Source organism: Bradyrhizobium ganzhouense, assembly GCF_049949285.1.
Lineage (GTDB): Bacteria > Pseudomonadota > Alphaproteobacteria > Rhizobiales > Xanthobacteraceae > Bradyrhizobium > Bradyrhizobium ganzhouense.
In genome coordinates this window covers 3,473,647-3,494,509 of the sequence record NZ_CP181318.1, presented here as the reverse complement: position 1 = coordinate 3,494,509, position 20,863 = coordinate 3,473,647, and the positions used below count along the sequence as shown (strand labels likewise).

The 20,863-nt window shown below is 63.7% G+C and carries 17 protein-coding genes; 4 read left to right on the top strand and 13 right to left on the bottom strand.

What is annotated here, in order from left to right; genetic code table 11:
• Positions 1-73: 73 nt before the first annotated feature.
• The 3 genes from ACLFLU_RS15825 to ACLFLU_RS15815 form a co-directional block, all read right to left on the bottom strand.
• The gene (locus ACLFLU_RS15825; protein ID WP_426413096.1) at positions 74-1,012 is read right to left on the bottom strand and encodes an aldo/keto reductase; all 939 of its coding nucleotides are present in this window, start codon (positions 1,010-1,012) and stop codon (positions 74-76) included.
• Positions 1,013-1,106: 94 nt separating this feature from the next.
• On the bottom strand, positions 1,107-2,603 hold the full coding sequence (locus tag ACLFLU_RS15820; RefSeq protein WP_426413095.1) for an MDR family MFS transporter: 1,497 nt from the start codon (positions 2,601-2,603) through the stop codon (positions 1,107-1,109).
• Positions 2,600-3,745: an HlyD family secretion protein gene (locus ACLFLU_RS15815; protein ID WP_426413094.1), complete on the bottom strand. Its 1,146-nt coding sequence runs from the start codon at positions 3,743-3,745 to the stop codon at positions 2,600-2,602. Before ACLFLU_RS15815 ends, ACLFLU_RS15820 begins: the two co-directional genes overlap by 4 nt.
• 139 nt (positions 3,746-3,884) lie before the next feature.
• Between ACLFLU_RS15815 and ACLFLU_RS15810 the strand changes: the two genes are divergently transcribed.
• On the top strand, positions 3,885-4,508 hold the full coding sequence (locus tag ACLFLU_RS15810) for a TetR/AcrR family transcriptional regulator (RefSeq protein ID WP_426413093.1): 624 nt from the start codon (positions 3,885-3,887) through the stop codon (positions 4,506-4,508).
• A 146-nt stretch (positions 4,509-4,654) separates the two neighbouring features.
• Here ACLFLU_RS15810 and ACLFLU_RS15805 read toward each other — a convergent pair whose 3' ends face one another.
• The 6 genes from ACLFLU_RS15805 to ACLFLU_RS15780 form a co-directional block, all read right to left on the bottom strand.
• Entirely contained in the window at positions 4,655-4,948 is a 294-nt protein-coding gene (locus ACLFLU_RS15805; RefSeq protein WP_426413092.1) for a DUF1330 domain-containing protein, read from the bottom strand.
• 2 nt (positions 4,949-4,950) lie between these two features.
• A complete protein-coding gene (msrA, locus tag ACLFLU_RS15800) occupies positions 4,951-5,466 on the bottom strand; it encodes a peptide-methionine (S)-S-oxide reductase MsrA (RefSeq protein WP_426413091.1) in 516 nt (171 codons plus the stop codon).
• A gap of 134 nt (positions 5,467-5,600) precedes the next feature.
• Positions 5,601-6,023, bottom strand: a complete 423-nt coding sequence (locus ACLFLU_RS15795; RefSeq protein WP_426413090.1) for an OsmC family protein — start codon at positions 6,021-6,023, stop codon at positions 5,601-5,603.
• A 178-nt stretch (positions 6,024-6,201) separates the two neighbouring features.
• A complete protein-coding gene (locus ACLFLU_RS15790) occupies positions 6,202-7,515 on the bottom strand; it encodes an epoxide hydrolase family protein (RefSeq protein WP_426413089.1) in 1,314 nt (437 codons plus the stop codon).
• A 249-nt stretch (positions 7,516-7,764) separates the two neighbouring features.
• Positions 7,765-8,454: a VOC family protein gene (locus tag ACLFLU_RS15785; protein WP_426413088.1), complete on the bottom strand. Its 690-nt coding sequence runs from the start codon at positions 8,452-8,454 to the stop codon at positions 7,765-7,767.
• A 134-nt stretch (positions 8,455-8,588) separates the two neighbouring features.
• Positions 8,589-9,260 (bottom strand): sensor histidine kinase, encoded by a 672-nt coding sequence (locus tag ACLFLU_RS15780; RefSeq protein ID WP_426413087.1) that lies wholly within the window; start codon positions 9,258-9,260, stop codon positions 8,589-8,591.
• A 342-nt stretch (positions 9,261-9,602) separates the two neighbouring features.
• Here ACLFLU_RS15780 and ACLFLU_RS15775 point away from each other — a divergent pair, with 342 nt between their 5' ends.
• Together ACLFLU_RS15775 and ACLFLU_RS15770 are read left to right on the top strand one after the other, a co-directional pair.
• Complete coding sequence (locus tag ACLFLU_RS15775; protein ID WP_426413086.1) at positions 9,603-12,440, top strand: ATP-binding protein; 2,838 nt, start codon at positions 9,603-9,605, stop codon at positions 12,438-12,440.
• A 118-nt stretch (positions 12,441-12,558) separates the two neighbouring features.
• Positions 12,559-13,266, top strand: coding sequence for a hypothetical protein (locus ACLFLU_RS15770; protein WP_426413085.1), 708 nt, complete (start codon positions 12,559-12,561; stop codon positions 13,264-13,266).
• A gap of 9 nt (positions 13,267-13,275) precedes the next feature.
• Here ACLFLU_RS15770 and ACLFLU_RS15765 read toward each other — a convergent pair whose 3' ends face one another.
• Positions 13,276-16,149, bottom strand: coding sequence for an ATP-binding protein (locus ACLFLU_RS15765; RefSeq protein ID WP_426413084.1), 2,874 nt, complete (start codon positions 16,147-16,149; stop codon positions 13,276-13,278).
• A gap of 301 nt (positions 16,150-16,450) precedes the next feature.
• Here ACLFLU_RS15765 and ACLFLU_RS15760 point away from each other — a divergent pair, with 301 nt between their 5' ends.
• Entirely contained in the window at positions 16,451-17,455 is a 1,005-nt protein-coding gene (locus ACLFLU_RS15760; RefSeq protein WP_426413083.1) for a helix-turn-helix domain-containing protein, read from the top strand.
• A 41-nt stretch (positions 17,456-17,496) separates the two neighbouring features.
• On the opposite strand, the gene ACLFLU_RS15755 is transcribed toward ACLFLU_RS15760, so the two are convergent.
• Genes ACLFLU_RS15755 through ACLFLU_RS15745 form a run of 3 tightly spaced genes read right to left on the bottom strand, consistent with a single transcriptional unit; the run spans position 17,497 to position 20,854 of the window.
• Positions 17,497-19,104: an ABC transporter ATP-binding protein gene (locus ACLFLU_RS15755; RefSeq protein ID WP_426413082.1), complete on the bottom strand. Its 1,608-nt coding sequence runs from the start codon at positions 19,102-19,104 to the stop codon at positions 17,497-17,499.
• Positions 19,101-19,913: an ABC transporter permease gene (locus ACLFLU_RS15750; RefSeq protein WP_426413081.1), complete on the bottom strand. Its 813-nt coding sequence runs from the start codon at positions 19,911-19,913 to the stop codon at positions 19,101-19,103. Before ACLFLU_RS15750 ends, ACLFLU_RS15755 begins: the two co-directional genes overlap by 4 nt.
• Complete coding sequence (locus tag ACLFLU_RS15745) at positions 19,910-20,854, bottom strand: ABC transporter permease (protein ID WP_426413080.1); 945 nt, start codon at positions 20,852-20,854, stop codon at positions 19,910-19,912. Before ACLFLU_RS15745 ends, ACLFLU_RS15750 begins: the two co-directional genes overlap by 4 nt.
• Positions 20,855-20,863: the final 9 nt, after the last annotated feature.

Here is a 20,863-nt window from a genome sequence, read left to right as displayed (position 1 = left end):
CGACGACCCAAGGGTTTGACCTAAGCCTCAACGCCGCGTCCCGATCGCGGGACGCGGCTCTGCGTTGCTCGCGTCATCCCGCGCGGGGAATAAATCCGGGCACGCCGGTTTCGACCACGGTGTTGAACCTGACGTTTGTCGTGATCTCGGCCCGCATCTCCCGCATGGCGTCTTCGGGCAGCGTAGAAATATCGATGTTCTCGTGGATACGTCGAGGATTTGTCGAGGTCGTCAGGAAAGCCGTGCCGCGCTGGACGGCCCATGCCAGCGCGACTTGAGCCGGCGTCTTGTGGACACGGTCTGCGATCGCGGTGATGACCGGGTCGGCCAGGAGGTTCGGCTTCATGGCGTGTCCCAGCGCAGCAAACGCCTGGAGCACGATCCCATGCTCGCGACAGAAGTCGAGCAGCTCCCATTCGGGCAGATACGGATGCGATTCGACTTGCACCATGGCAGGCCTGATCCGCGCAACCGAAACGATCTCGCGCAACTTCTCCAGAGTGATGTCCGACAGACCTATCGACTTGCAGTGCCCCTCGTCGACAAGGCGCTCCAGCGCGCCCCATGTCTCCGCCAACGTCACGACTGAATCATAGATGACCTGACCGCGCTCGTCTCTCGGGTCCTGCTCGTCGCCAGGTTGAAAGGCAAACGGCGTATGAATGATGTAGCAGTCGATATCGTCGAGTTGCAGCCGTCGGCGGCTGGCGTCGAAGGCAGGCTTCACGCGCTCCGGCCGATGATTGGTGTTCCATAACTTCGTCGTCACGAACAGGTCCTGGCGCTGAAGCGTTCCCGCCTTGAACGCGTCCTGCATCGCATCGCCGACCGCCGCTTCGTTGCGGTAGCGCTCCGCACAATCGAGATGCCGAAATCCCGCCTCCAATGCAGCCTTGGTGGCTTGCCTGGTCACGAGCGGATCCGGAATGAGCGTGCCAAATCCCACAGCGGGAATCGTTACGGATCCATGGGTTGGAATCCTCGTATAACGAAGCGAGTCGGACGTCGTCATGCTGATACTCCTTGGTTTGTCCTCGGCTCACCGTACAAGCGGGGACGAGGTGATCGAAATTGACGATTCGATGTCATTTCACGGCTCCCCGGCGCTAACCGGCGGGACGTGGCTTACGAAGAAAGAACACGAGCGGGATCACGACCAGCATGGCGAACATCAGGATTTCGAACTGGTCGATGACCGCGACCGTCGCCGCCTGCCGCGTGACCATGCCGTTGAGCGTGGCAAGGCCCGGCTTGCCAATCGAACCTCCGAAATAAGCGGCGACATGATAGGGCGTAAGGTTCTTGGCGAGCGCAACGTGCACGGCCTGCGTGTTGATGTAGAAGAACAGCTGGACCACTGCGATGCCGATGGTACTGCCGTAGAGCCGCGACAGGTTAATCAGCGCGCTGCCTTCCGGGCGAAGTTTCGGATCGAGCGTGCCAAACGCGGCCCTCGCCAGTGCCGGCAGCAACATGCCTATACCGGCGCCCTGGAGCAGGCCGGCCTCGACCACCGGCCACCAATCCATCGCCGGTGAATAGCCGAGCATCAGCCAATTGGCATAGACGACCAGTGCCATTCCGCCCAAGACGAACGGTCTGTTGTCGACCTGCGCTGGAACCAAGCTCGTCAGCACCAGCGCTCCCACGAGCGCCACACCGCGCGGAATGGTCATATAGCCCGTGGTATCGACGGGGTAATTGAGCAATTCCTCGAGCATTGGAGACGTCAAGGCCAGGGTTGGCAGCAGGACGAAACCAAGCGCAAATGAGATGACCATCGAGACGACGAGGTTGCGATCTCTGAACAGCGACGTGCGGAGAAAATGCTCCCGGGTCGTCATGACGTGGACGATGAAGAGATAGAAGCCGAGGACCGAGACGATCGCTTCGACCCAGATCTCCGTCGAGGCAAACCATTCCAGACGCTCGCCACGGTCGAGCAACATTTGTAGCCCGATCATGCCGGCGGAGAAGGTCGCCAAGCCGAAGAAGTCAAAGGACTGGCTCCGTTCCGCGCGCTTCTCGCTGAGCATCACGGCCATCGTCAGGAAGATAAATCCCGTCATCGGCAGGCTGAAATAGAAGATCGACGGCCAGCCCTGATATTCACTGAGCCAACCTCCGATGGCGGGGCCAGTGCTGATGCCGAGCAAGGAACACACGGTCCACGCCAGGCTCATGCGTGCATGTCGCGCCGGCGGAGTCACCTCGAGCAGGATTGCCAGCGAAAGCGGCGCAAGCGGCCCGCTCGCCGCGCCCTGAAGGATCCGGGCCAGCACAAACTGAATGGACGTAGTCGCCAGCGTATTGAGCACCAGGCCAAGCACGAAGATCGCGATGGCGACCTGATAGACCTGCTTCCGGCCATAACGTCCCGCCAGCCACTGCGTGATCGACATGGTCACGGCACTCGCGGCGATATAGGACGAAAAGACCCAACCGACCTCGTCATTGGCCATGGAGAGCGCCGCCTGAATGTGCGGCAGCGCAGCGTTCGGTATCGAAATGTTGACGGCCTGCATGTAGGTCGCCACGAGGGCCGCTGCGGCCATCACGTGATGACGGCCGATTGCAACGGTCGATGCGACCGACGTACTCATTTTCCCTCCGTCGCGAGCGCCGGTTGGAGAAGATGCGGCCAGGTACGGCGATAACCGGTGTCGACCCGCGCCGTCACACTAATGCCCGAGAACAGCGGCCGACTCGTATCGAGATCGTCGAGTTCAAGACGCACCGGCAGGCGTTGCACGACCTTGACCCAATTCCCCGTCGCATTCTCGGGTGGCAAGACAGAGAAGTCCGATCCCGTGCCAGGACTCATGCTGACGATATGCGCCTTGAACTTGCGATCTGGATAGGCGTCGACGTTGATCGTCGCCTCCTGACCCGGACGCATGTGAGTCAAGCCGGTCTCACGAAAATTCGCCTCGACCCAGACGTGCCGACTCGACAGCAGCGAGAACGTGGGCGCCCCGGCATTGACGAAGCCGCCGATCTGCAAGTCATCGACCTTCGTCACGATCCCGTCGTCGGGCGCCGTCACGGTGGCATAAGAGAGATCGAGCCGCGCACGGTCGAGCTGCGCCCGCGCGGCGCGAACCGTCGGATGGCGGTTGACATCGATATCGGGATCACCGTTGAGCGCGACGATCGTGTTGGCGATCTGCTGTTCGATCGACGCCGTGCGATGGCGGGCAACCTTCATGTCTGTCTCGGCCCGCTCGTAGACTGCGCGCGGCGTGAAGTCGGAAGCAACAAGCATTTTCTTGCGGTCGAACTCACGCTCGTCAAAGGCAGCCGAATCCTTTGCTGATTGCAGCTCCGCCTGCTGTTGACGGTAAGTCGCCTTGAGAGATTCGATCTGGAGCCGCGCACTGCCAAGCCGGGCCTCCGCCTGATCGACCGCGATCTGGTAGGGCTCCGGATCGATCCGAAAAAGGACCTGCCCCTGTTTAACGCGCTCGTTGTCGTGCACGGCGATTTCAACCGCCTGACCGGAAATCCGGGCGTTGATGGTCACTTTTGCGGCTCGAACAAATGCGTCGTCGGTCGAAACGTATTGCTCCTCGGCGAGATATAGTGAGGCGCCGAACGCGGCCACAATGATCGGCACCGCCAGCATCAAGGGCCGGCGCAGCCGCTTCCCGAGCTCCGGTCGGAATGACTGGCCAACAGCTTCGCTCCCACGGAGGCTCGTGCGATCGCCCCACCAGCCGGCGATTGGCGCGAAATTGAAACGCATCGAAATCCTCGCCTTAAATTAACTAACGTTCGTTACAAATACAGTCCCGTGAACTGACAATCAAGCCTCCGCAACTTGATTTTTATAACGGTTCATACAAATATCTGTAACGAGGCAAGACAACCAGGGTTTTGACGATATGGCGCGAAAAACCAGCGAAACGGGCCCCGCACGCCGCGGGCGGCCACCCGCTTATGACGCTCAAACGGCCCTCAAGCGAGCAACCGAGACCTTTTGGAAGACCGGCTACTCCGGAACTTCCCTGGACAAGGTGGCGGCGGCGACCGGCATGAGCCCGCCGAGCCTCTATGCGGTCTTCGGCAACAAGCACACGCTCTACCTCGAGGCGCTCGCCCGCTATTGGGACATCAGTCTCGCCGCCACCCGCGAGGCACTCGGGGGGGACTACCCCTTGGACGAAGCGCTGATGCTCGCGTACGACGCGGCCCTCTCCATCTACTTTTCCGGTAAGGGACACGCGCGTGGCTGCTTTGTCGTCGGGACTGCGGTTACCGAAACCGCAGAAGATGCGGCGATCCGAAAAAGCGTTGCGACAGGACTTCGTGCGATTGACGCTGATTTCGAGGCACGATTCCGCCTCGCACAGGACAAAGGCGAACTGAAGCGCGATGCCGATCCCGCGACGCTCGCCATCCTCGCGGCGGCCACGATGCACACGATTGCGATCCGCGCCCGTGCAGGCTCGTCCCGTGCCGAACTCAGGGAGATCGCCCGGAAGGCGGTGAACGTGATCTGCGGATGACGGCAACGGAGCAGAGCGACGACGCGATGAGGGCAGCTCGCACATTCGCGTCCCGCTTTCTGATCAGATGCAGGCTACCGTTTTGCACCAATCAATAGGCACGTTGTTTCGGTGAAATCGTCGCGACGTCGTTCGACCTGCCGTGCTCAGCCCAATCCTTCGACAATCCGGACGTCCCGCTCGCAAGCATTGCCGAGCGCCTTGAGCGCTTCCTGATAGGCAGGGCTGTCGTGCGCCGTCACGGCGAGTTCGAGGCTATCGAACTCGGTCACCGTGGCGCGCTGGGCGATGCCCTGCTCATAGACCTTGGCGGCAATGCCGCGGGCGAGGAAACGACCACCATGGCTGGTGATCGCAGGCCCCGCGAGCTTCGCGTAGGCGGCAAGCGCCTCTGGATCGGAGATCGAGCGATAGAAGGTGATCCAGTATCCCTTGGCCATCGCTAGCCTCCCGCAGCGACCGCCCGCCGCGGCAGCTTCCAGTCGGGCCGGATAAAATGACAGGTGTAACCGTCGGGATAGCGTTCGAGATAATCCTGATGCTCGGGCTCGGCTTCCCAGAATTCGCCGGCGGGGGCGACTTCCGTCACCACCTTGCCTGGCCACAGACCCGATGCCTCGACATCGGCAATGGTGTCCTCGGCGACGTGCTTCTGCTCGTCTGACGTGTAGAAAATCGCCGAGCGGTAGCTCGTGCCGAGATCGTTACCCTGGCGATTGAGCGTCGTGGGGTCGTGGATCTGGAAGAAGAACTCCAGCATGGTCCGGAAGCTGGTCTTCGCGGGATCGAACATGATCTCGATCGCTTCGGCATGGCCTTCGTGATTGCGATAGGTTGCGTTCTTCACCCGACCGCCGGTGTAGCCGACCCGCGTCGAGATCACGCCGGGTTGCCTGCGGATGAGATCCTGCATGCCCCAGAAGCAGCCTCCAGCCAAAACTGCGCGCTCTGTCGTCATTTGATGTGCTCCTTCTGCTTCGCCAGGATGCCAGCGTCTCAAGTGGAAACGCTCTCTCCGATGACCTCTCGCCCAGGACTTTGCCGTCATCGCCCCGATGCTGGCAAGTCCTGGGGGCAGCTCCGAGTGCTCAGCTAGATCAATTTGGCGTCGAGCGTGATCGTCGCGTTCAGCACTTTCGAAACCGGACAGTTTTTCTCGGCCTCGCCGGCGATCTTGGCAAAGCCGGCGTCGTCGAGGTTCGGCACATTGGCGCGCAAGGTCAGCGCCGACTTGCTGATCTTGAATCCCTTCCCTTCGGGATCGAGGGTCACCGCGGCCTCAGTGGAGAGCTCGGTCGGCGTGAAGCCGGCAAGCTGAAGACCGAAGGCCAGCGCCATCGTAAAGCAGCCGGCGTGGGCGGCTGCGATCAATTCCTCGGGATTGGTGCCCTTCTCGTTCTCGAAGCGCGTCTTGAACGAATAAGGCGTCTCGGCGAGCACGCCGGATTCGCTCGATAGATGGCCGGTGCCATCGCGGCCGGTGCCCTGCCAGACTGCTTTTGCCTTACGGATCATCTCTTTTCTCCTTGTTCTGTTGCCTGCCTGCGGGTCGTTTGGCGGCGCTCCGCACCGGTGGAAGGCTATCCCAGCATCACCGCCGTGTCGCGTTCCAACCGGCCGAGCGCCGCCGCGGTTCCATCAGATGCCGATCTGTCCGACGTGGAAGCCCATGAGAACGCGCGTTCCGCTCAACTCAGATCGATTGCCGCAGCGGACGGAACGCGGTGCGCATTTCCGAGCAGAACAGCGCGGGCTGCTCCCAGGCCGCGAAGTGGCCGCCCTTGTCGAGGCGGTTGTAGTGAATCAGCTTGGGATAGGCCTTCTCGGCCCAGCTGCGCGGTGCGGCGTAGATCTCATCCGGGAAGACGCTGACGGCGACCGGGATGTTCACGTGTTTGGGCGCGAAGAACACCAGCTTGTTCTCCCAGTACAGACGCGCCGAGGAGACCGCCGTGTTGGTGAGCCAGTAGAGCGCGATGTTGTCGATCACATCATCCCGCGACAGCCCTTCTGTCTTGCCGTCGAAGACCCGCGCAATCATCGCGGCGCTGCGCGCGTCGTGGTCGAGCATCCAGGACGCCAGGCCCGCCGGCGAATCCACCAGGCCATAGAGGGTCTGCGGCCGGTTCGACATTTCGATCGCATAGCCGAGGCCATGCTTGTAGAAATCGTCGAGCTGGTCGTAGGCATAATTCTCATCGGCCGAGAGGCCGGATGGCTTCGATCCGCCGGGCTGAAGCGCCTTGGCGATGTCGTCGGGAACGGTCGCAGGCATATTGGTGTGAATGCCGATCAGCTCCGGCGGCGCCAGCAGCGCCATCTGCTCCGTGACCGCATTGCCCCAATCGCCGCCCTGGGCGACGTAGCGATTGTAGCCGAGCCGCTTCATCAGCACGACCCAGGCGCGTGCAACACGTTGCGGATCCCAGCCAAGCTCGGTCGGCTTGCCGGAGAAGCCGTGTCCGGGCAACGAGGGAATCACGAGGTCGAACGCATCTGCCGCCTTGGCACCATGCGCGGTCGGATCGGTCAGCGGACCAACGATCTTCATCTGCTCGATGATCGAGCCCGGCCAGCCATGCGTGACGATCATCGGCAAGGCATTCTCGTGCTTGGAGCGCACGTGAATGAAGTGAATATCGACGCCGTCGATCTCGGTGACGAACTGCGGCAGCGCGTTCAACCGCGCCTCCATCTTGCGCCAGTCATAATCAGACTGCCAGTAGCGCACGAGCTGCTGCACTGTCGTGAGCTGCACGCCCTGCGACTGGTCGGCGACAATCTCACGATCCGGCCAGCGCGTCGCTGCGAGACGGCGGCGCAGATCGAGCAGATCTCCCTCAGGCACGTTGACGTGGAACGGACGGACTGCGCCGCTTGCAGCCGCCTCTGCCGGATGCGCCGGAAACAGGCTCGCCGTGCCAGCGGCAACCGCCATCATTGCGGCCTGGCCCAGCAGTTGGCGACGATCTGGGTTCATGATGTCGGCTCGTGTCTGCGTTGTCATTTTGGATCTCCCTGACTCTGGTCTGTGACGTCGACCGAAACTCGAAATCGACGGATCGGTTCGTCCTGAAAACAGATTGGCTCAGACACCGGCCATTGGCTCGTTATGGATTGTTAGGCTGCGTTAGCCGTTGCGAGCCGACTTAACGCAGAGCAGTGATGAGGGACGATCTTCGGGGCGCAAACGCATCACGGCGCGCGATCAGCTATCGCGCGCCGTGGACATTGATCCAACTGTCTACGCCGCGAGTCAGGTCGGCAGCGGCTGGCCGGCTTGCTCGCTCACGATGTAGTCGGCGTACCAGTCCGGCCAATTCTCGTCGCGCACACCGGTTCGTTTCTCGTGCTCACCATGCGCCGCCGCCGCGCGACGCAACGCGCGTGCAAGTTCGCTCGACGAGGAGAACGTAGTGTCGGTCGCCTCGATACGGCCGGGCAGCCGCGTGGTGATTTCCTGAAGCAGCCAGCCATTGCCGTCGGGATCTCTAAAGGAGGCAAATGAGCTGTAGCTGCCGCGTTTCGGATCAGCGCCTTTGAGCCGGACACTGCCGAACAGATACGGCTCGTCCGCCCCGGCGTGGACGTCACCCCCACCGTGGAAGGGTTCGCTGATCTTGACGCCACGCGCGAGCAGATCCTGTCGTGCTGCTTCGAGGTCGGAGACGATCAGATAAAGGCCTTGCGCCGAACCGGGCGCCGCGGGCGTGACGTTCTTGCCAAAGATCACGGAACAGGCCGAGCCCGGCGGCGTGAACTGGATGACGCGCCAGCCATCACCGGAGGCGAAATCAGCGTCCAGTCTCCAGCCCAGATTCGCATAGAAGGCTTTTGCGCGATCCACATCCGAAACAGGGATCACAACGATCTCGAGCTTGAGATCGACTGTGCGCGATGTCACTGGCCTGGCGTCGGCTGGATGGTTCATCTCGGTGGTGGTCATGTCGAACTCCTGGTTTGAGGTGCGGGCTCGCGACCGAGACCCGCTTCTGACACCACGACTTTCGCTCAGACCGGGGAATATTGCTCGTTATGGGATGTTATGGCTCGTTAGCGGTTGCGAGCGCGGCCGCGTCCTCAGGCGACCGCGAGCGGCATTGTTATGGTCACGCGTGTACCCCCCTGCCCGGCCTCGCCCTGCATCCGGGCACTGATGCTGCGCGCCAGGCCTTCCAGTATCCGGCTGCCGGCGCCCTGAAGCGGCCCGGTCGCGCCGACACCATTGTCGGTCACCGTGCAGAGCCAGCTGCCCTCGTGGTTCGCCACCTCGATGCGGATCAGCGCGCCCTTCTTGTTCGAAAAGGCATGCTTTGCCGCATTCGTGACCAGCTCCGTCAGCATCAGTGCAAGCCGGTGGCACTGCCATGCCGGCAGCGTGCCGCTTTCGATCGATGCCTCGCAGCGAATGCCGGCCGGCTCCAGCACTGCTTCGGACAGCGCGCCAAACAGACTTTCGAAGAAGGCCTCGACCGAGATCATCGCAAGATCGTCATTGTCGGACAGAAGTTGATAGAGCCTGCCGAAAGCGACGATGCGCCGCTCCAGCCGGTCTACTGCAACCGACATGTCCCTGGTCCCGGCCCGCGTGAAATCGCGGCGGACCGACGCACCCAGAAGCGTCAGGGTGTTCTTCATACGATGGTGCGACTCGCGCAGCACGAGTTCCCAGTCACGCGAGACATCGTCGAGATTGGCGACAAAACCTGATCGAACGCTCCTGTCATTCGGCCGAGAGTTGATTTCGGGCATGGTAGCCTCCCCCCGCTGGAAATAGGCCTAACTCGAAGCCTATACTGATGCAGACCCGCGGCTCACGCTCGTTAGACTTTGCAAGATTCTGTTATGATCGGAAGGCACGTGATACTTGCATGACGCGAGCGATGCATCAGTTCTGATGCGCACTGCCGAACTTTCACGCTTTCCGCATAAGCCGTTCGCGTTTAAGCAAAATTCATTGCGCTTCGCCCATGCTCTTTCGACCGGATCTCGTGCCCGTTGCTCGATTTCGCCGCTTTCGGCCGGTTTACTCATGGTCTGGTTCTGGTAGATCGAACAGACAGCAGCACTTTCCTTTCGCTGGAGTCACGCCGCGTGCCAGAGACGAACGACCAGGACTCGGCGATTTCCTTCGGGGCCTTTCGGCTGCTCCCCCGGTCGCGGCTGCTTGAGAAGGATGGCGTCCCGGTTCATCTTGGCGGCCGTGCGCTCGACATTCTGATCTTTCTCGCCCAACGTGCCGGCGAGGTCGTCGACAAGCGGGAATTGGTCAAGCGGATCTGGGCCGACGTGAATGTCGACGAAGGCAGCCTGCGCTTCCACATCACGACCCTGCGCAAGGCCCTGGGCGATGCCGGCGAAGGCTCCCGTTATGTCGTCAACGTGCCCGGCCGCGGCTATTGTTTCACGGCTCCCCTGCTCCGCACCGCGCCTGCAGAGAGCCGGCCAGGCGCGACTGTGTCCGCGCTCCGCTCCATACCTGCACCCCTCGCGAAGATGATTGGCCGAGACGACGCCGTCGAGAAAATCGCGACTGAACTTTCCCTGCATCGGTTCGTCACCATCGTCGGCCCCGGCGGCATCGGCAAGACATCGGTTGCGCTCGCCGTCGCGCATGGTCAGCGTGCGAACTTCGACGGCCAGGTCTGCTTCGTCGATTTTGGCGCGCTGACGGAGCCGCGGCTCGTTCCCGGCACGATTGCCGCGGCGCTTGGCCTGACCGTCAATTCCGACGACCCGATACCCGGCCTGCTGATGTCGTTGCGCAGCCGCCGGACTCTGCTGGTCCTCGACAGCTGCGAGCACATCATCGACGAGCTCGCGCCGCTGGCCGAGCGCATCGTGCAGGAAGCTCCGGAGTTGCATGTTCTCGCCACCAGCCGCGAATCCCTTCGCACCGAGGGCGAACGGGTGTACCGGCTGTTTCCGCTGGATTGTCCGCCCCAACGCGACGGACTCAGCATGGCCGACATCCTGGCCTATCCGGCGAGCGAGCTCTTCGTCGAGCGAATTGCCGAAAGCCTGGGCGAATTCGAACTCAGCGAAGAGGATGCGCCTCTCGTCGCCGACATCTGCCGGCGCCTGGACGGTATTGCGCTTGCGATCGAGCTTGCCGCCGGACGGGTCAACGCCTACGGGATCGCCGGCACGGCCTCGCTGCTCGACAGCCGTTTCTCGCTCCTGTGGCGGGGACGGCGCACCGCTATACCTCGGCACCAGACGCTGAGCGCGGCGCTGAGCTGGAGCTACGACCTCCTGCCCCAGACCGAGAGTGCGACACTGCGCGGCCTGTCGGTTTTCGTCGGGCCATTCACGCTGGAAGCTGCGCTCGCCGTCGCCGCATGTCAGGGCATCGACGAGGCGGAAGCGGTCGAAGCGATCTCGAACTTGCTGTCGAAATCCCTGATTGCAACGTCGCCCGCGGAACGGCGGCTGAGATACCGCCTGCTCGACACGACCCGCGCCTTCGCGGGCGACAAGCTCGTCGAGAGCGGAGAAGCGGCCCGCGTCGCGCGCGCCCACGCCGAGTATTTCCGCGACTTCCTGCACGACATTTCCGTCAAATCGACGGGCATGCAGAGCGCGGGTGGGTTCCTGCCCTATGCCGATCACCTGCCGAATGTGCGGGCCGCGCTGACCTGGAGCTTTTCAGAGGCTGGCGACCGCGCGGTTGCCGTGGACCTGGCGGCGGCGGCTGCACAGTTCTTCCTCGAGCTCACATTGCTGACGGAATGCCATAGCTGGACCCAGCAGGCGCTCGCCTATGCCGGCAACATCGACAGTCGCCAGGAAATGACATTGCAGGCGGCTCTCGGCGTCTCCGTGATGTTCACGCAAGGCAACACCGAGGGAGTCCACGCGGCGTTCACGCGAAGCCTGCAACTGGCCGAGGCGCTCGACGACCTGCACTGGCAGCTCTGGCTGTTGCGCGGGCTGCACATCTACCTGACCCGGGTCGGAGATTTTCACGGCGCGCTCGGCACCGGCGTACAGGCCAAAAGCGTCGCCAGGAAGCTGAACGATCCGACCAGCACGCTGAACGTCGAGTGGATGCTGGGTGTGGCGCATCATCTGATCGGGAACCAGGACAAGGCCGTCCAGTTCTGCGAAAGCGCGATGGTGCACAATCCGGGCTCACAGCGACTGAATATCGGCCATCTCGGCTATGACGACCGCATTGTCGCGTTGGTCGCTCTGGCGCGCGGGCTCTGGCTCAGCGGGCGACCCGATCGTGCGATCGAGACGGCCAGATACACGGTGCGCGAGGCCGAGCAACTCGAGCAGCCCCTGACGCTCGGCATTTCCCTGATCTGGACCGTCTACGTGTTTCTGTGGGTCGGCGACTGGGCCAGCGCCGAAAGCCTGATCGATCGACTGATCGACCATGCAGCACGGCACTTCCTCGGCCCCTATCAGGCGGTCGGCATCGGCCAGAAGGGCGAGCTTCTGCTCCGCCGCGGGGACATCGCAGGCGGCATCGAGCACCTTCGCCGCAGCCAGGCGACTCTGGACGCCACCCGGCACCGGATCATGACGACGGTGTTTGCAACGGCGCTCGCGGAGGGTCTGGCGGCCCAGAACGAGGCCGATGCGGCTTTGCGCACAATCGACGCAGCCATCGCCCAGATCGGCGATCACGGCGAATCCTTCGATATGCCGGAAATGCTCCGGGTCAAGGCGGACATCCTGGTCCAATCCGCCAGGGCGACGGAGGCCGAAGTCTGTCTCCAGCAATCGCTTGCCTTGTCGCGACGGCAATGTGCGCGCGGCTGGGAGCTGCGAGGGACGATGAGCCTGGCTCGCGTCTGGGAGCGGGCCGGACGGAAGGGCGACGCGCAGGCCCTTCTGGCGCCGCTTGTCGCGCAATATCAGGAAGGCCTGTCGAGCCGTGACCTCGTCGCCGCCAGAGGGTTCCTGAGTGCTCTGAATTAAGAGCATCTTCAACGAGATACCGCCCGATTGGGCCCTTGCAACTCCTAACAACTTCTAACACGCCAAGCCGCATCCGCCCCGCCATGGTGCTGGGAATTCATGGTGGATGCAGTGAGACATGGCACTTCTTGACGATGCGATCGACGCCTGCGGGGCCTTGGCCCGCTGGAACAGCTTGAGCCGCTTCACGCTGCATCTTTCCGTTGGTGGGGCCCTGTTCTCCGACGCCGGACATGCCCGCGAATTCAAGGATGTCACAGCGGAAGGATCGACCCGGACACAATCGGTCCGCTTCACCGGCATCACCGGTGGCGAGCGGTCCGGCGCGTTTGCGCCGGACGCGATCACGATCGAAAGCCTGGATGGTCAGGTGCTGCGGACCTGGCGCAATCCGAGCCTTGCTTTCCCGACCAATGGCACACATGCGCTGGCGGACGAATTGCATCTGGTCTTCTTCTGCGGCGTCGCGATCTGGAACTATCTCACCACGCCATTCCTCCTCGCCCATCCAGATGTCGTGGTGGAGGAGCTGGCGCCGTGGCAGGAAAATGCCGACACGTGGCGACGTCTTCGCGCGCAATTCCCTCCGAGCCTCATCAACCTTGCGACCGAGCAAGTCTTCTATTTCGATGAGAACGCTCTGCAGCGACGAACTGATCACGATCTCCTGGGCGCACGTGTTGCGCATTATTCGTGGGCCCATGAGAACTTCGACGGCATCGTGGTTCCAACCCTTCGGCGCACGCAGACGCTGCTGGCGGACGGAACTGTCGTCGCCAAGCCCGTGTTGATCGACGTCGAGATATTCGATGCCGTCTTCGAGTGATGGCGTTAGCTAGCCCTCATCCAGCATCGCCCGTGCCGCTTTCAGGTCGGCGGTGTCAAATCCTTCCGAGAAGCGGGCGTAGGTTTGGGCGAGATCGTCGGGCGGATTTCGAACGCCTTGGCGGAGCCGTAGCCGCGCCAACGACATCTCACTCCGCAATCGCCAGGATAGGGCCCCCTGCCGTTCGGCCATCGCGATCGACGCTACAAAACTTGCTTCGGCAGTGTCCAGTTCGTCACCGCGCGCCTCGAGCTCGCCGCGCAGGCGCAGGAGCTCCGGCATGTCGAAGGCCGCGCCTTCGGGCCCGATGCGCGCGATCATCTCGTGCAGAACACCGCGTGCTTCCATCAATTGTCCGAGTGCGGCCAGACCCTGTGACAGTTCGGCGATGAAAGCCGACGCGTAGAGCTCATAGCGATCCGCATGCAGGCGCGGTAACGCGGTCCGCAGCAAGTCGATCCCGCCCCTCACCTCGCCACGGGCGATCATGGTTTGGGCCCGAAATCCAGTCGCGACAGCCTCGTAAGGCGCAAGCCCATGCAGGCCGGCATGCGCCGCAAGTCGCTCGGTCAACGCCTCGACGGTGCCCCACTCGCCGACCCAGCCAAATAACGAGGCCGACCAGCACAGCGCAATGCAATGCATCACGACGTCACGCGGCGCAGCCGCACCGATGAGCGGACGAACGCATTCGACCGCACGGTCAGGAAAGCCACGCAACCACAGGACCCGCGCCAAGGGAATCTGCGGTGTGCGCGAGTAGGCGAAATGACCGGGCTGCGTCCCGCGCAGCGCCGCATCTTCGCGCACGCCCTCGTCCAAATGGGCTTGCGCCTCGGCCTGGTTGCCGACGAGATGATAGGACACGCCGACCAGGGCCTTGCTCCCGGCGATTCCCGCGGTATCGCCGATCAGGCGCGCGACCCGCTCGGCCTCCAGCGCGATCGGGATCAGGTGCCGGAAGTCGCCGGTCCGGCGATAGAACATGTTCAGCCGCGACAGCAGCCTGAACTTGTTGGCATGGTCGCCCAGCGCGTCCGCGATCTCCAGCCCGCGCTTCAGCGCGCTCTCGGCCTGCTCACTGTTGCGTTCCGTGAACATGAAAGCGTGGCCGAGCGCCGACTGGAGCTCGAGCTCCCACTGGCTACCGCGATTGGTGCCGTCAAGCATCGCAAGCGCGCGCTGGGACCAAAGGCGCGCCTCGTTGAGCAGATTGAGCTCGACGAACAGCCGGGCGCAACTCCCCGCGAGCGGCACGCGCAAATCGGCGCCAAGATCGTTGGCATAGCTCCATTCCAGCGCGGCGCGGGCATCGGCGAGCCGGCTCGCCCGGCCCTGCGAACGCAAGGCCTGATCGCTGCCGACCGCCTCAGTCATGCTGGTTTCCAGCGAGCGATGAACATATCCGGCATGCCGGCACGCGATCGCTTGCGCCTCGCCGGCTTCGACCAGCTTCTGAAGCGCATAAGCGCGCGTGGCGTCGAGCAGGCGATAGCGACGCGAAGCGCCATCCGGCCTTGTCGACACCAGCGACTTGGCCACCAGCAGGTCCAGCGCATCGACGACACGGTCGACCGGCTCATTTTCAGCCGCCGCGATCGCGATCACGTCCTGAAGCGTGAAAGAGCCCGCGAAGATGGCGAGCCGCGGAAGCACGATACGCTCGGCCTCCCCGATCAGGCCAAAGCTCCAGTCAAGCGTGGCGCCGAGGGTCTGTTGCCGCGGCGGCGCCGTGCGCCGGCCGCGCCATTCGAGTTTCAACCGGCTGTCGAGCTGCGCGGCCATCCCCCGCAACCCGTAGACGCCGACGCGCGCGGCGGCGAGCTCGATCGCGAGAGCAATGCCGTCCAGCTTGCCACAGATCTCGGCTAGGACCTCCGCGTCCTCGTCGGCGACCTCGGCCCTGTGACCGGCCGCATTGGCGCGCTCCATGAACAGGCGCGCCGCCGGATAATTCAACATCTCGTTTGCGCTGAGACCGGCACCCTGCGGCGGACCCGGCAGCGGAACGAGCTCGAAGATCTGTTCGCCTTCCACTAGCAGCGACTCGCGGCTGGTCGCCAGAAGGCTGACGCCCGGCGCCTCGCGATGAATGGTCTCCGCGAGGCGTGCGACCTCGTCGATCACATGCTCGCAGCTGTCGAGGACCAGCAACAGGCGGCGCCCGCGCAGAAAGTTGACGACGCTGCCGGTCGGATCGGAATGATGAACGACGAGACCCAGCGCGGCGGCGAGCGTGCTGACGACGAGCGCCGCATCCTTCAAGGGACCGAGGTCGAGAAAATGAACGCCGCCCTCGAACGTCTCCCACATCTCGTGCGCAAGAGCGATCGCGACGGTGGTCTTGCCGATGCCGCCGGGACCTCTGAGCGTGATGAAGCGCTCGCTGAGCAGGCGCGCCGCCAGCTCCGGCAGGACGTCGTCACGCCCGATCATCCGGTCCAGGCGATGCGGCAAGGGCAATTGCGATGCCACGCTTCCGGCGGCCCGCGGCGCGGGTTTTGACGCCGGCAGGCGCTCGCCGCGCTCGACTGCTGCGACGAAGCAATAGCCCCGGCTCGGGATGTTCGTGATGTAGCGGGTACCGTCCTTGCCGTCGCCCAGAACCTTTCGGAGTTCGGCGACATGGACCCGCAGGCTGATCTCCTCGACGGCCAGACCGGACCACGCATAAGCAAGGATCTCACCCTTCGGAACGACCTCGCCGGCGCGGCTCACCAGCAAGCGCAAGATGTCCATGGCCCGGCTGCCCAGCTTGACCGGCACACCGTCCCGCTCGAGCAGGCGCGACCGGAGGGAGAACGGCCCGAACGAGACCGCATCGAGATCGAGGCTCGCGGAGCCTTTGCCACGCGCGGCATTTTCTAGCGGGAGCTCGGTCACTTGGGACTCACAGGCCAGACTCAACGGACGAAAGCATGAGCAAGCTCTGCTTCATCGGACGGAGTGCAGCAACAGCCGGCAGTATAACACCGCCCCGCGTTCGATCCAAGCCTTTGAAATATTGACGAAAATCGAGATTCCCGCAACCAGCCGCCGCACCCCGTCTGCTCCCACATAATCTAACACATCCTAATCACCCCTAACGGGCTTCCAAACCAGCTCGCGCCTATCCTGTCAGCATACCGAGGATGCGAGTCCACCGGTCATGGCGAACGACCGCGAAGCTCAGAGGGAATAAGCGATGCTGACCGAATTGCAGGAAACCGACGCCCGCATCGATCTTCCGGCCGGCCCGAGAGATCACCAAGCACCTCACGCGGCGCAGGAGATCGCGCGGGAAGCCAGGTGGCGTCAGATCGTTTGCGGCGCGCAGGCCGCGCTGGACGACATCACGATCTCGCGATGGGACGACTCGCGGGAGGCCTCGTGGCACGTGGCGACAACGCCGCCCGACCGGTATTTCGTCGGCATCGCGTTGAAGGCAACGCGCGCCACCCTGACCAGGGAGCGCCGGATCATCTTCGATGGCACCATGCCGTCGGGTACCCTGTATGTCAGCGCTCCGTCGAGACAGCTGAGCGCTCAATTCCAGGCGCCTTGCGCCTTCCTGCACTTCCACATCTCTGCGGAGCATTTCCCGACACGATGGGCGCAGGGCGCAGCCGAAGGGCTCGACGACCTCGTTCTGTTGCGCGATCCGCTCGCATCGGGACTGGCCAAGGCACTCGCCGAGCAAGGCGATGCCCCGGGCCACCAATTTGCCCGTTGTATCGGCGAGATCCTTGCGATGCATCTGGCCCGGCCCGAGCTCCCGCGCGCCAAGGTCAATGCCTTGCCGAAATGGCGCCTGCGGCGCGTCGAGCAACATATCACCGCTCATTTCGAACGCAGCATCAGTCTGTCCGAGCTCGCCAATGTCGCAGGCCTGTCGAGGATGCATTTTGCCGCGCAGTTCCGTGCTGCGACCGGGTACCGTCCTCGCGAATACCTGCTCAATCATCGGATCGAGCACGCAAAGTCGCTGCTGACGACAACGCAGCGGCCGCTGGCCGAGATCGCACTTGCCGTCGGGTTCAGCACCCAGGCGCATTTCTCGACCGTGTTCAAGCGCATCAGCGACCAGACTCCGGCGCGATGGCGCGCTGCCGCCAGGAACGAACGGCCCGAGCTTGAAAGTTCTCCGCGACGCCGGCTTCCGCAAGACACGGATTGGGCCGTCAATGGACCCTACGCAAATGCGCTGTGAGGCGTTCAACAGCCGCGACACGGCTCCCCTGTTGCTCCCGTTCAACCCGAGGCGCGCACTGTCGCTGTCGCCTCAAAGTCCAGCACGGGTGCGGCCGCGAGCAACGCTTTGGTATAGTCGTGCTGCGGACGGTCGAAGATATCGTCGCGCGAGCCTTGCTCGACAATCCGGCCGCCCTGCATCACCACGACCCTGTCAGCCACCTGCTCGACGGCTGCGAGATCGTGGCTGATGAACAGGCAGGCGAAGCCATATTGCGCCTGGAGCCGCTCGAGCAGTTTCAGCACCTGAGCCTGGATGGTCATGTCGAGTGCCGAGACCGGCTCGTCCGCGACGACAAAGGCCGGCTCGCGGACGATGGCGCGCGCGATCGCGATCCGCTGCCGCTGACCGCCGGACAATTCATGTGGCCAGCGCTTGCCGAGGCCACCAAGGCCAACCTCCTCCAGCATCGCCTCGACACGCCGATCACGTTCGCCCACCGCCAATTGTGCGACGTGACGGAGCGGCTCGGCCACGATCTCGCCGACGCGCATGCGCGGATCGAGTGAGGAATAAGGATCCTGGAACACGAGCTGCGAGGCGAGGCGAAACTCACGGTCGACGGTGGCCGTCACGTCCCTGCCCCGGAACCTGATCTCGCCGCCCGACGTCGGGATCAACCGCAGCATGGCACGGCCAAGCGTGGTCTTGCCCGAGCCGCTGCCGCCGACCACAGCGACCGTTTCGCCCGCGGCGATGTCGAGGTCGACGCCGTTGACGGCGGAGACACCGGTATCGCGGCGGAACAGCCGCTGCCGCCCGGCGAATCCGACCTTGAGGTCTCGCACGCTGACAAGGGGCTCGCCGGCTTGCCGGGCTTTGGTCGTGGCGCCGCGGCGCGGCAGGGCTTCGACCAGCCGCCTGGTATAGGCCTCCTGCGGCGAGAACAGGATTTGTCGCGTCGTGCCGGTCTCGACCATCCTGCCCTGGCGCAACACCAGCGCGCGCTGAGCGTAGCGCGACACCAGTCCAAGATTGTGGGTGATCAGCATCACCGAGGTGCCATGATCGCGGGCGAGCCCGACCATGAGATCGAGCACCTCGCGTTGCGTCAGCGTATCCAGTGCCGTGGTCGGCTCGTCCGCGATCAGCAGCTTTGGCTTCAGCAGCATCACCGAGGCCAGCATGATGCGCTGGCGCATGCCGCCGGAGAATTCGTGCGGATAGGCTTCAAAGGTCCGCTCGGGATCGCGGATCTGTACGCGCGCCAGCATGTCCAGGCAGCGCCGCTTGATCTCGCGCTTGCTGATCCGTTCGTGCAGGCCGAGCCCCTCCGCCATTTGCGCGCCGACGCTGATGGCCGGGTTGAGCGAGACCATCGGCTCCTGGAACACCATGCCGACGGCAGGACCGCGCAAGGCGCGCATCTGTCGCGCCGATGTGGTGGCAAGATCGATACCGTCGAGCACGATACGGCCGCCGGTTTTGCGCAGCCCCGGCGGCAACAGGCCGAGCACGGCACGTGCGGCCGCCGTCTTGCCGCTGCCGGATTCGCCGACAATTGCGAGGAATTCGCCGCGATCGACGATGAAGGAGATATCGTCGACGATCGCGGCCTTGCTGGCCGATGCCTCGATGCGCAAATTCTCGACCGACAGCAGCGTCATCCGTGCGCCATCCTGGGGTCGAGCCGATCGCGCAAGGAATCGCCGAGCAAATTGATGCCGAGCAGCGTCAGCGCAATGCACAGGCCCGGCGCGATCGAGAGCCACGCCGCGGTCTCCATGAACGGGCGGCTCGCCGCCAGCATGTTGCCCCAGGTCGGCGCCGGCGGCGGCACTCCGAGGCCCAGGAAGCTCAGCGCACTCTCGGCCAGCAGCACCCAGCCGAACATGCTGGTCGCGAGCACTGCGACCGGCGCGATCGCATTCGGCATTACGTGCCGGATCATCGAATAGACTTCCGAATTGCCGATCACGCGCGAGGCCTCGACATATTCCTTCTCGCGGATCGACAGCACGGTGCCGCGCACCACGCGGACCACCGACGGGATGTAGGCAAGGCCAAGTGCCAGGATCAGCCCGGTCTTGTTGGCGCCGACCACGATCATGACGGCCAGCGCCAGCAGAATGCCGGGGAACGCGAGGAGCGCGTCGTTGACCGCCATGATGATGCGGTCGGTCCAGCCCCTGATGTAGCCGGCCGCACAGCCGATCACCATGCCGGCCGCAACGGCGAGCAGCACCGTAACCAGGGCGATCACGACGCTAGCGCCTGCGCCGACCATGATGCGGCTCAGCACGTCGCGGCCGAATTCATCCGTGCCGAGCCAATGCAGCGACGACGGCGCCTGCAACCGCGCGCGCAAATTGATCCGCAGCGGGTCGAACGGCGTCCAGAAGGCCCCGGTGATAGCTGCGCCGAGCAGGAACGCCATCAAGACGCTACCGATCGCGGTGTTGGCGCGCACTCTCATGCCACCGTCACCCTGGGATCGAACAGGGGATAGCAGAGATCGACGACGAGGTTGACCACGACATAGATCATCGCCGTGAACAGCAGGCAGCCCTGCACGACCGGATAGTCGCGGGCGAAGATCGAATCGACCAGCAGACGGCCGAGGCCGGGCAGCGTAAACACCGTCTCGATCACGGCAATGCCGCCGAGGAGATGGCCGAGCACGAGGCCGATCAGCGTCCAGGTCGGCGCGAAGGCGTTGGGCAGGACGTGCCGCGCGAGCACCCGCCACTCCGGCACGCCCTTGGCCCGCGCATGTGTGACATATTCGAGCCGCAGCACTTCGATAGACGCGGCTCGCGCCATACGCGTGAGCACGCCGATCTCGACCATGGTCAACGTCGCGATCGGCAAGACGATGAAACTCGCCGCCTGCCAGAAATTTTCGGTGAACGGGACATAGCCGATCACCGGCAGCCATTTCAGCTTGAGCCCGAACAACAGCAGCAGCAGAAGACCGAGCCAGAAGCTCGGGATCGACAACAGCAGCGTGGCGCCGCCGACGACGGAGAGATCGAGCAGGCTGTTCTGCTTCCAGGCCGCGACGAGACCTGCCGGGACCGCGATGCAGGCCGCCGCCGCAACCGCCACCAGCACGATGACGGCGCTGACCTGGAAACGATCGAGGATCAGCGGCAGCACCGCGAGGTTGTTGGTGATGGAGTGCCCGAAATCGCCGGTCGCAAGCTTTGCGATCCAGTGCATGAACTGAACAGGGATCGGCTGGTCGAGCCCGAGCTGGGCGCGCAGCTGCGCCGCTTGCGCGGGATCGGCGCCATCGCCGAGCATCACCTGCACGGGATCGCCTGGAATGAGCCGGACCAGCGCAAACACTCCGATCGCGACCAGCAGCAAGGTCGGGATCGTCATGAGCAGCCGTCGCGCGAGGTAACCCAGCATGCCGCGCCC

Coding starts and splice junctions, on each gene's coding strand:
- ACLFLU_RS15785 (WP_426413088.1), bottom strand. CDS start 8,454: ATGACCACCACCGAGATGAACCATCCAGCCGACGCCAGGCCAGTGACA.
- ACLFLU_RS15770 (WP_426413085.1), top strand. CDS start 12,559: ATGGCACTTCTTGACGATGCGATCGACGCCTGCGGGGCCTTGGCCCGC.
- ACLFLU_RS15820 (WP_426413095.1), bottom strand. CDS start 2,603: ATGAGTACGTCGGTCGCATCGACCGTTGCAATCGGCCGTCATCACGTG.
- ACLFLU_RS15790 (WP_426413089.1), bottom strand. CDS start 7,515: ATGACAACGCAGACACGAGCCGACATCATGAACCCAGATCGTCGCCAA.
- ACLFLU_RS15805 (WP_426413092.1), bottom strand. CDS start 4,948: ATGGCCAAGGGATACTGGATCACCTTCTATCGCTCGATCTCCGATCCA.
- ACLFLU_RS15780 (WP_426413087.1), bottom strand. CDS start 9,260: ATGCCCGAAATCAACTCTCGGCCGAATGACAGGAGCGTTCGATCAGGT.
- ACLFLU_RS15810 (WP_426413093.1), top strand. CDS start 3,885: ATGGCGCGAAAAACCAGCGAAACGGGCCCCGCACGCCGCGGGCGGCCA.
- ACLFLU_RS15815 (WP_426413094.1), bottom strand. CDS start 3,745: ATGCGTTTCAATTTCGCGCCAATCGCCGGCTGGTGGGGCGATCGCACG.
- ACLFLU_RS15795 (WP_426413090.1), bottom strand. CDS start 6,023: ATGATCCGTAAGGCAAAAGCAGTCTGGCAGGGCACCGGCCGCGATGGC.
- ACLFLU_RS15745 (WP_426413080.1), bottom strand. CDS start 20,854: ATGCTGGGTTACCTCGCGCGACGGCTGCTCATGACGATCCCGACCTTG.
- ACLFLU_RS15825 (WP_426413096.1), bottom strand. CDS start 1,012: ATGACGACGTCCGACTCGCTTCGTTATACGAGGATTCCAACCCATGGA.
- ACLFLU_RS15760 (WP_426413083.1), top strand. CDS start 16,451: ATGCTGACCGAATTGCAGGAAACCGACGCCCGCATCGATCTTCCGGCC.
- msrA (WP_426413091.1), bottom strand. CDS start 5,466: ATGACGACAGAGCGCGCAGTTTTGGCTGGAGGCTGCTTCTGGGGCATG.
- ACLFLU_RS15755 (WP_426413082.1), bottom strand. CDS start 19,104: ATGACGCTGCTGTCGGTCGAGAATTTGCGCATCGAGGCATCGGCCAGC.
- ACLFLU_RS15750 (WP_426413081.1), bottom strand. CDS start 19,913: ATGAGAGTGCGCGCCAACACCGCGATCGGTAGCGTCTTGATGGCGTTC.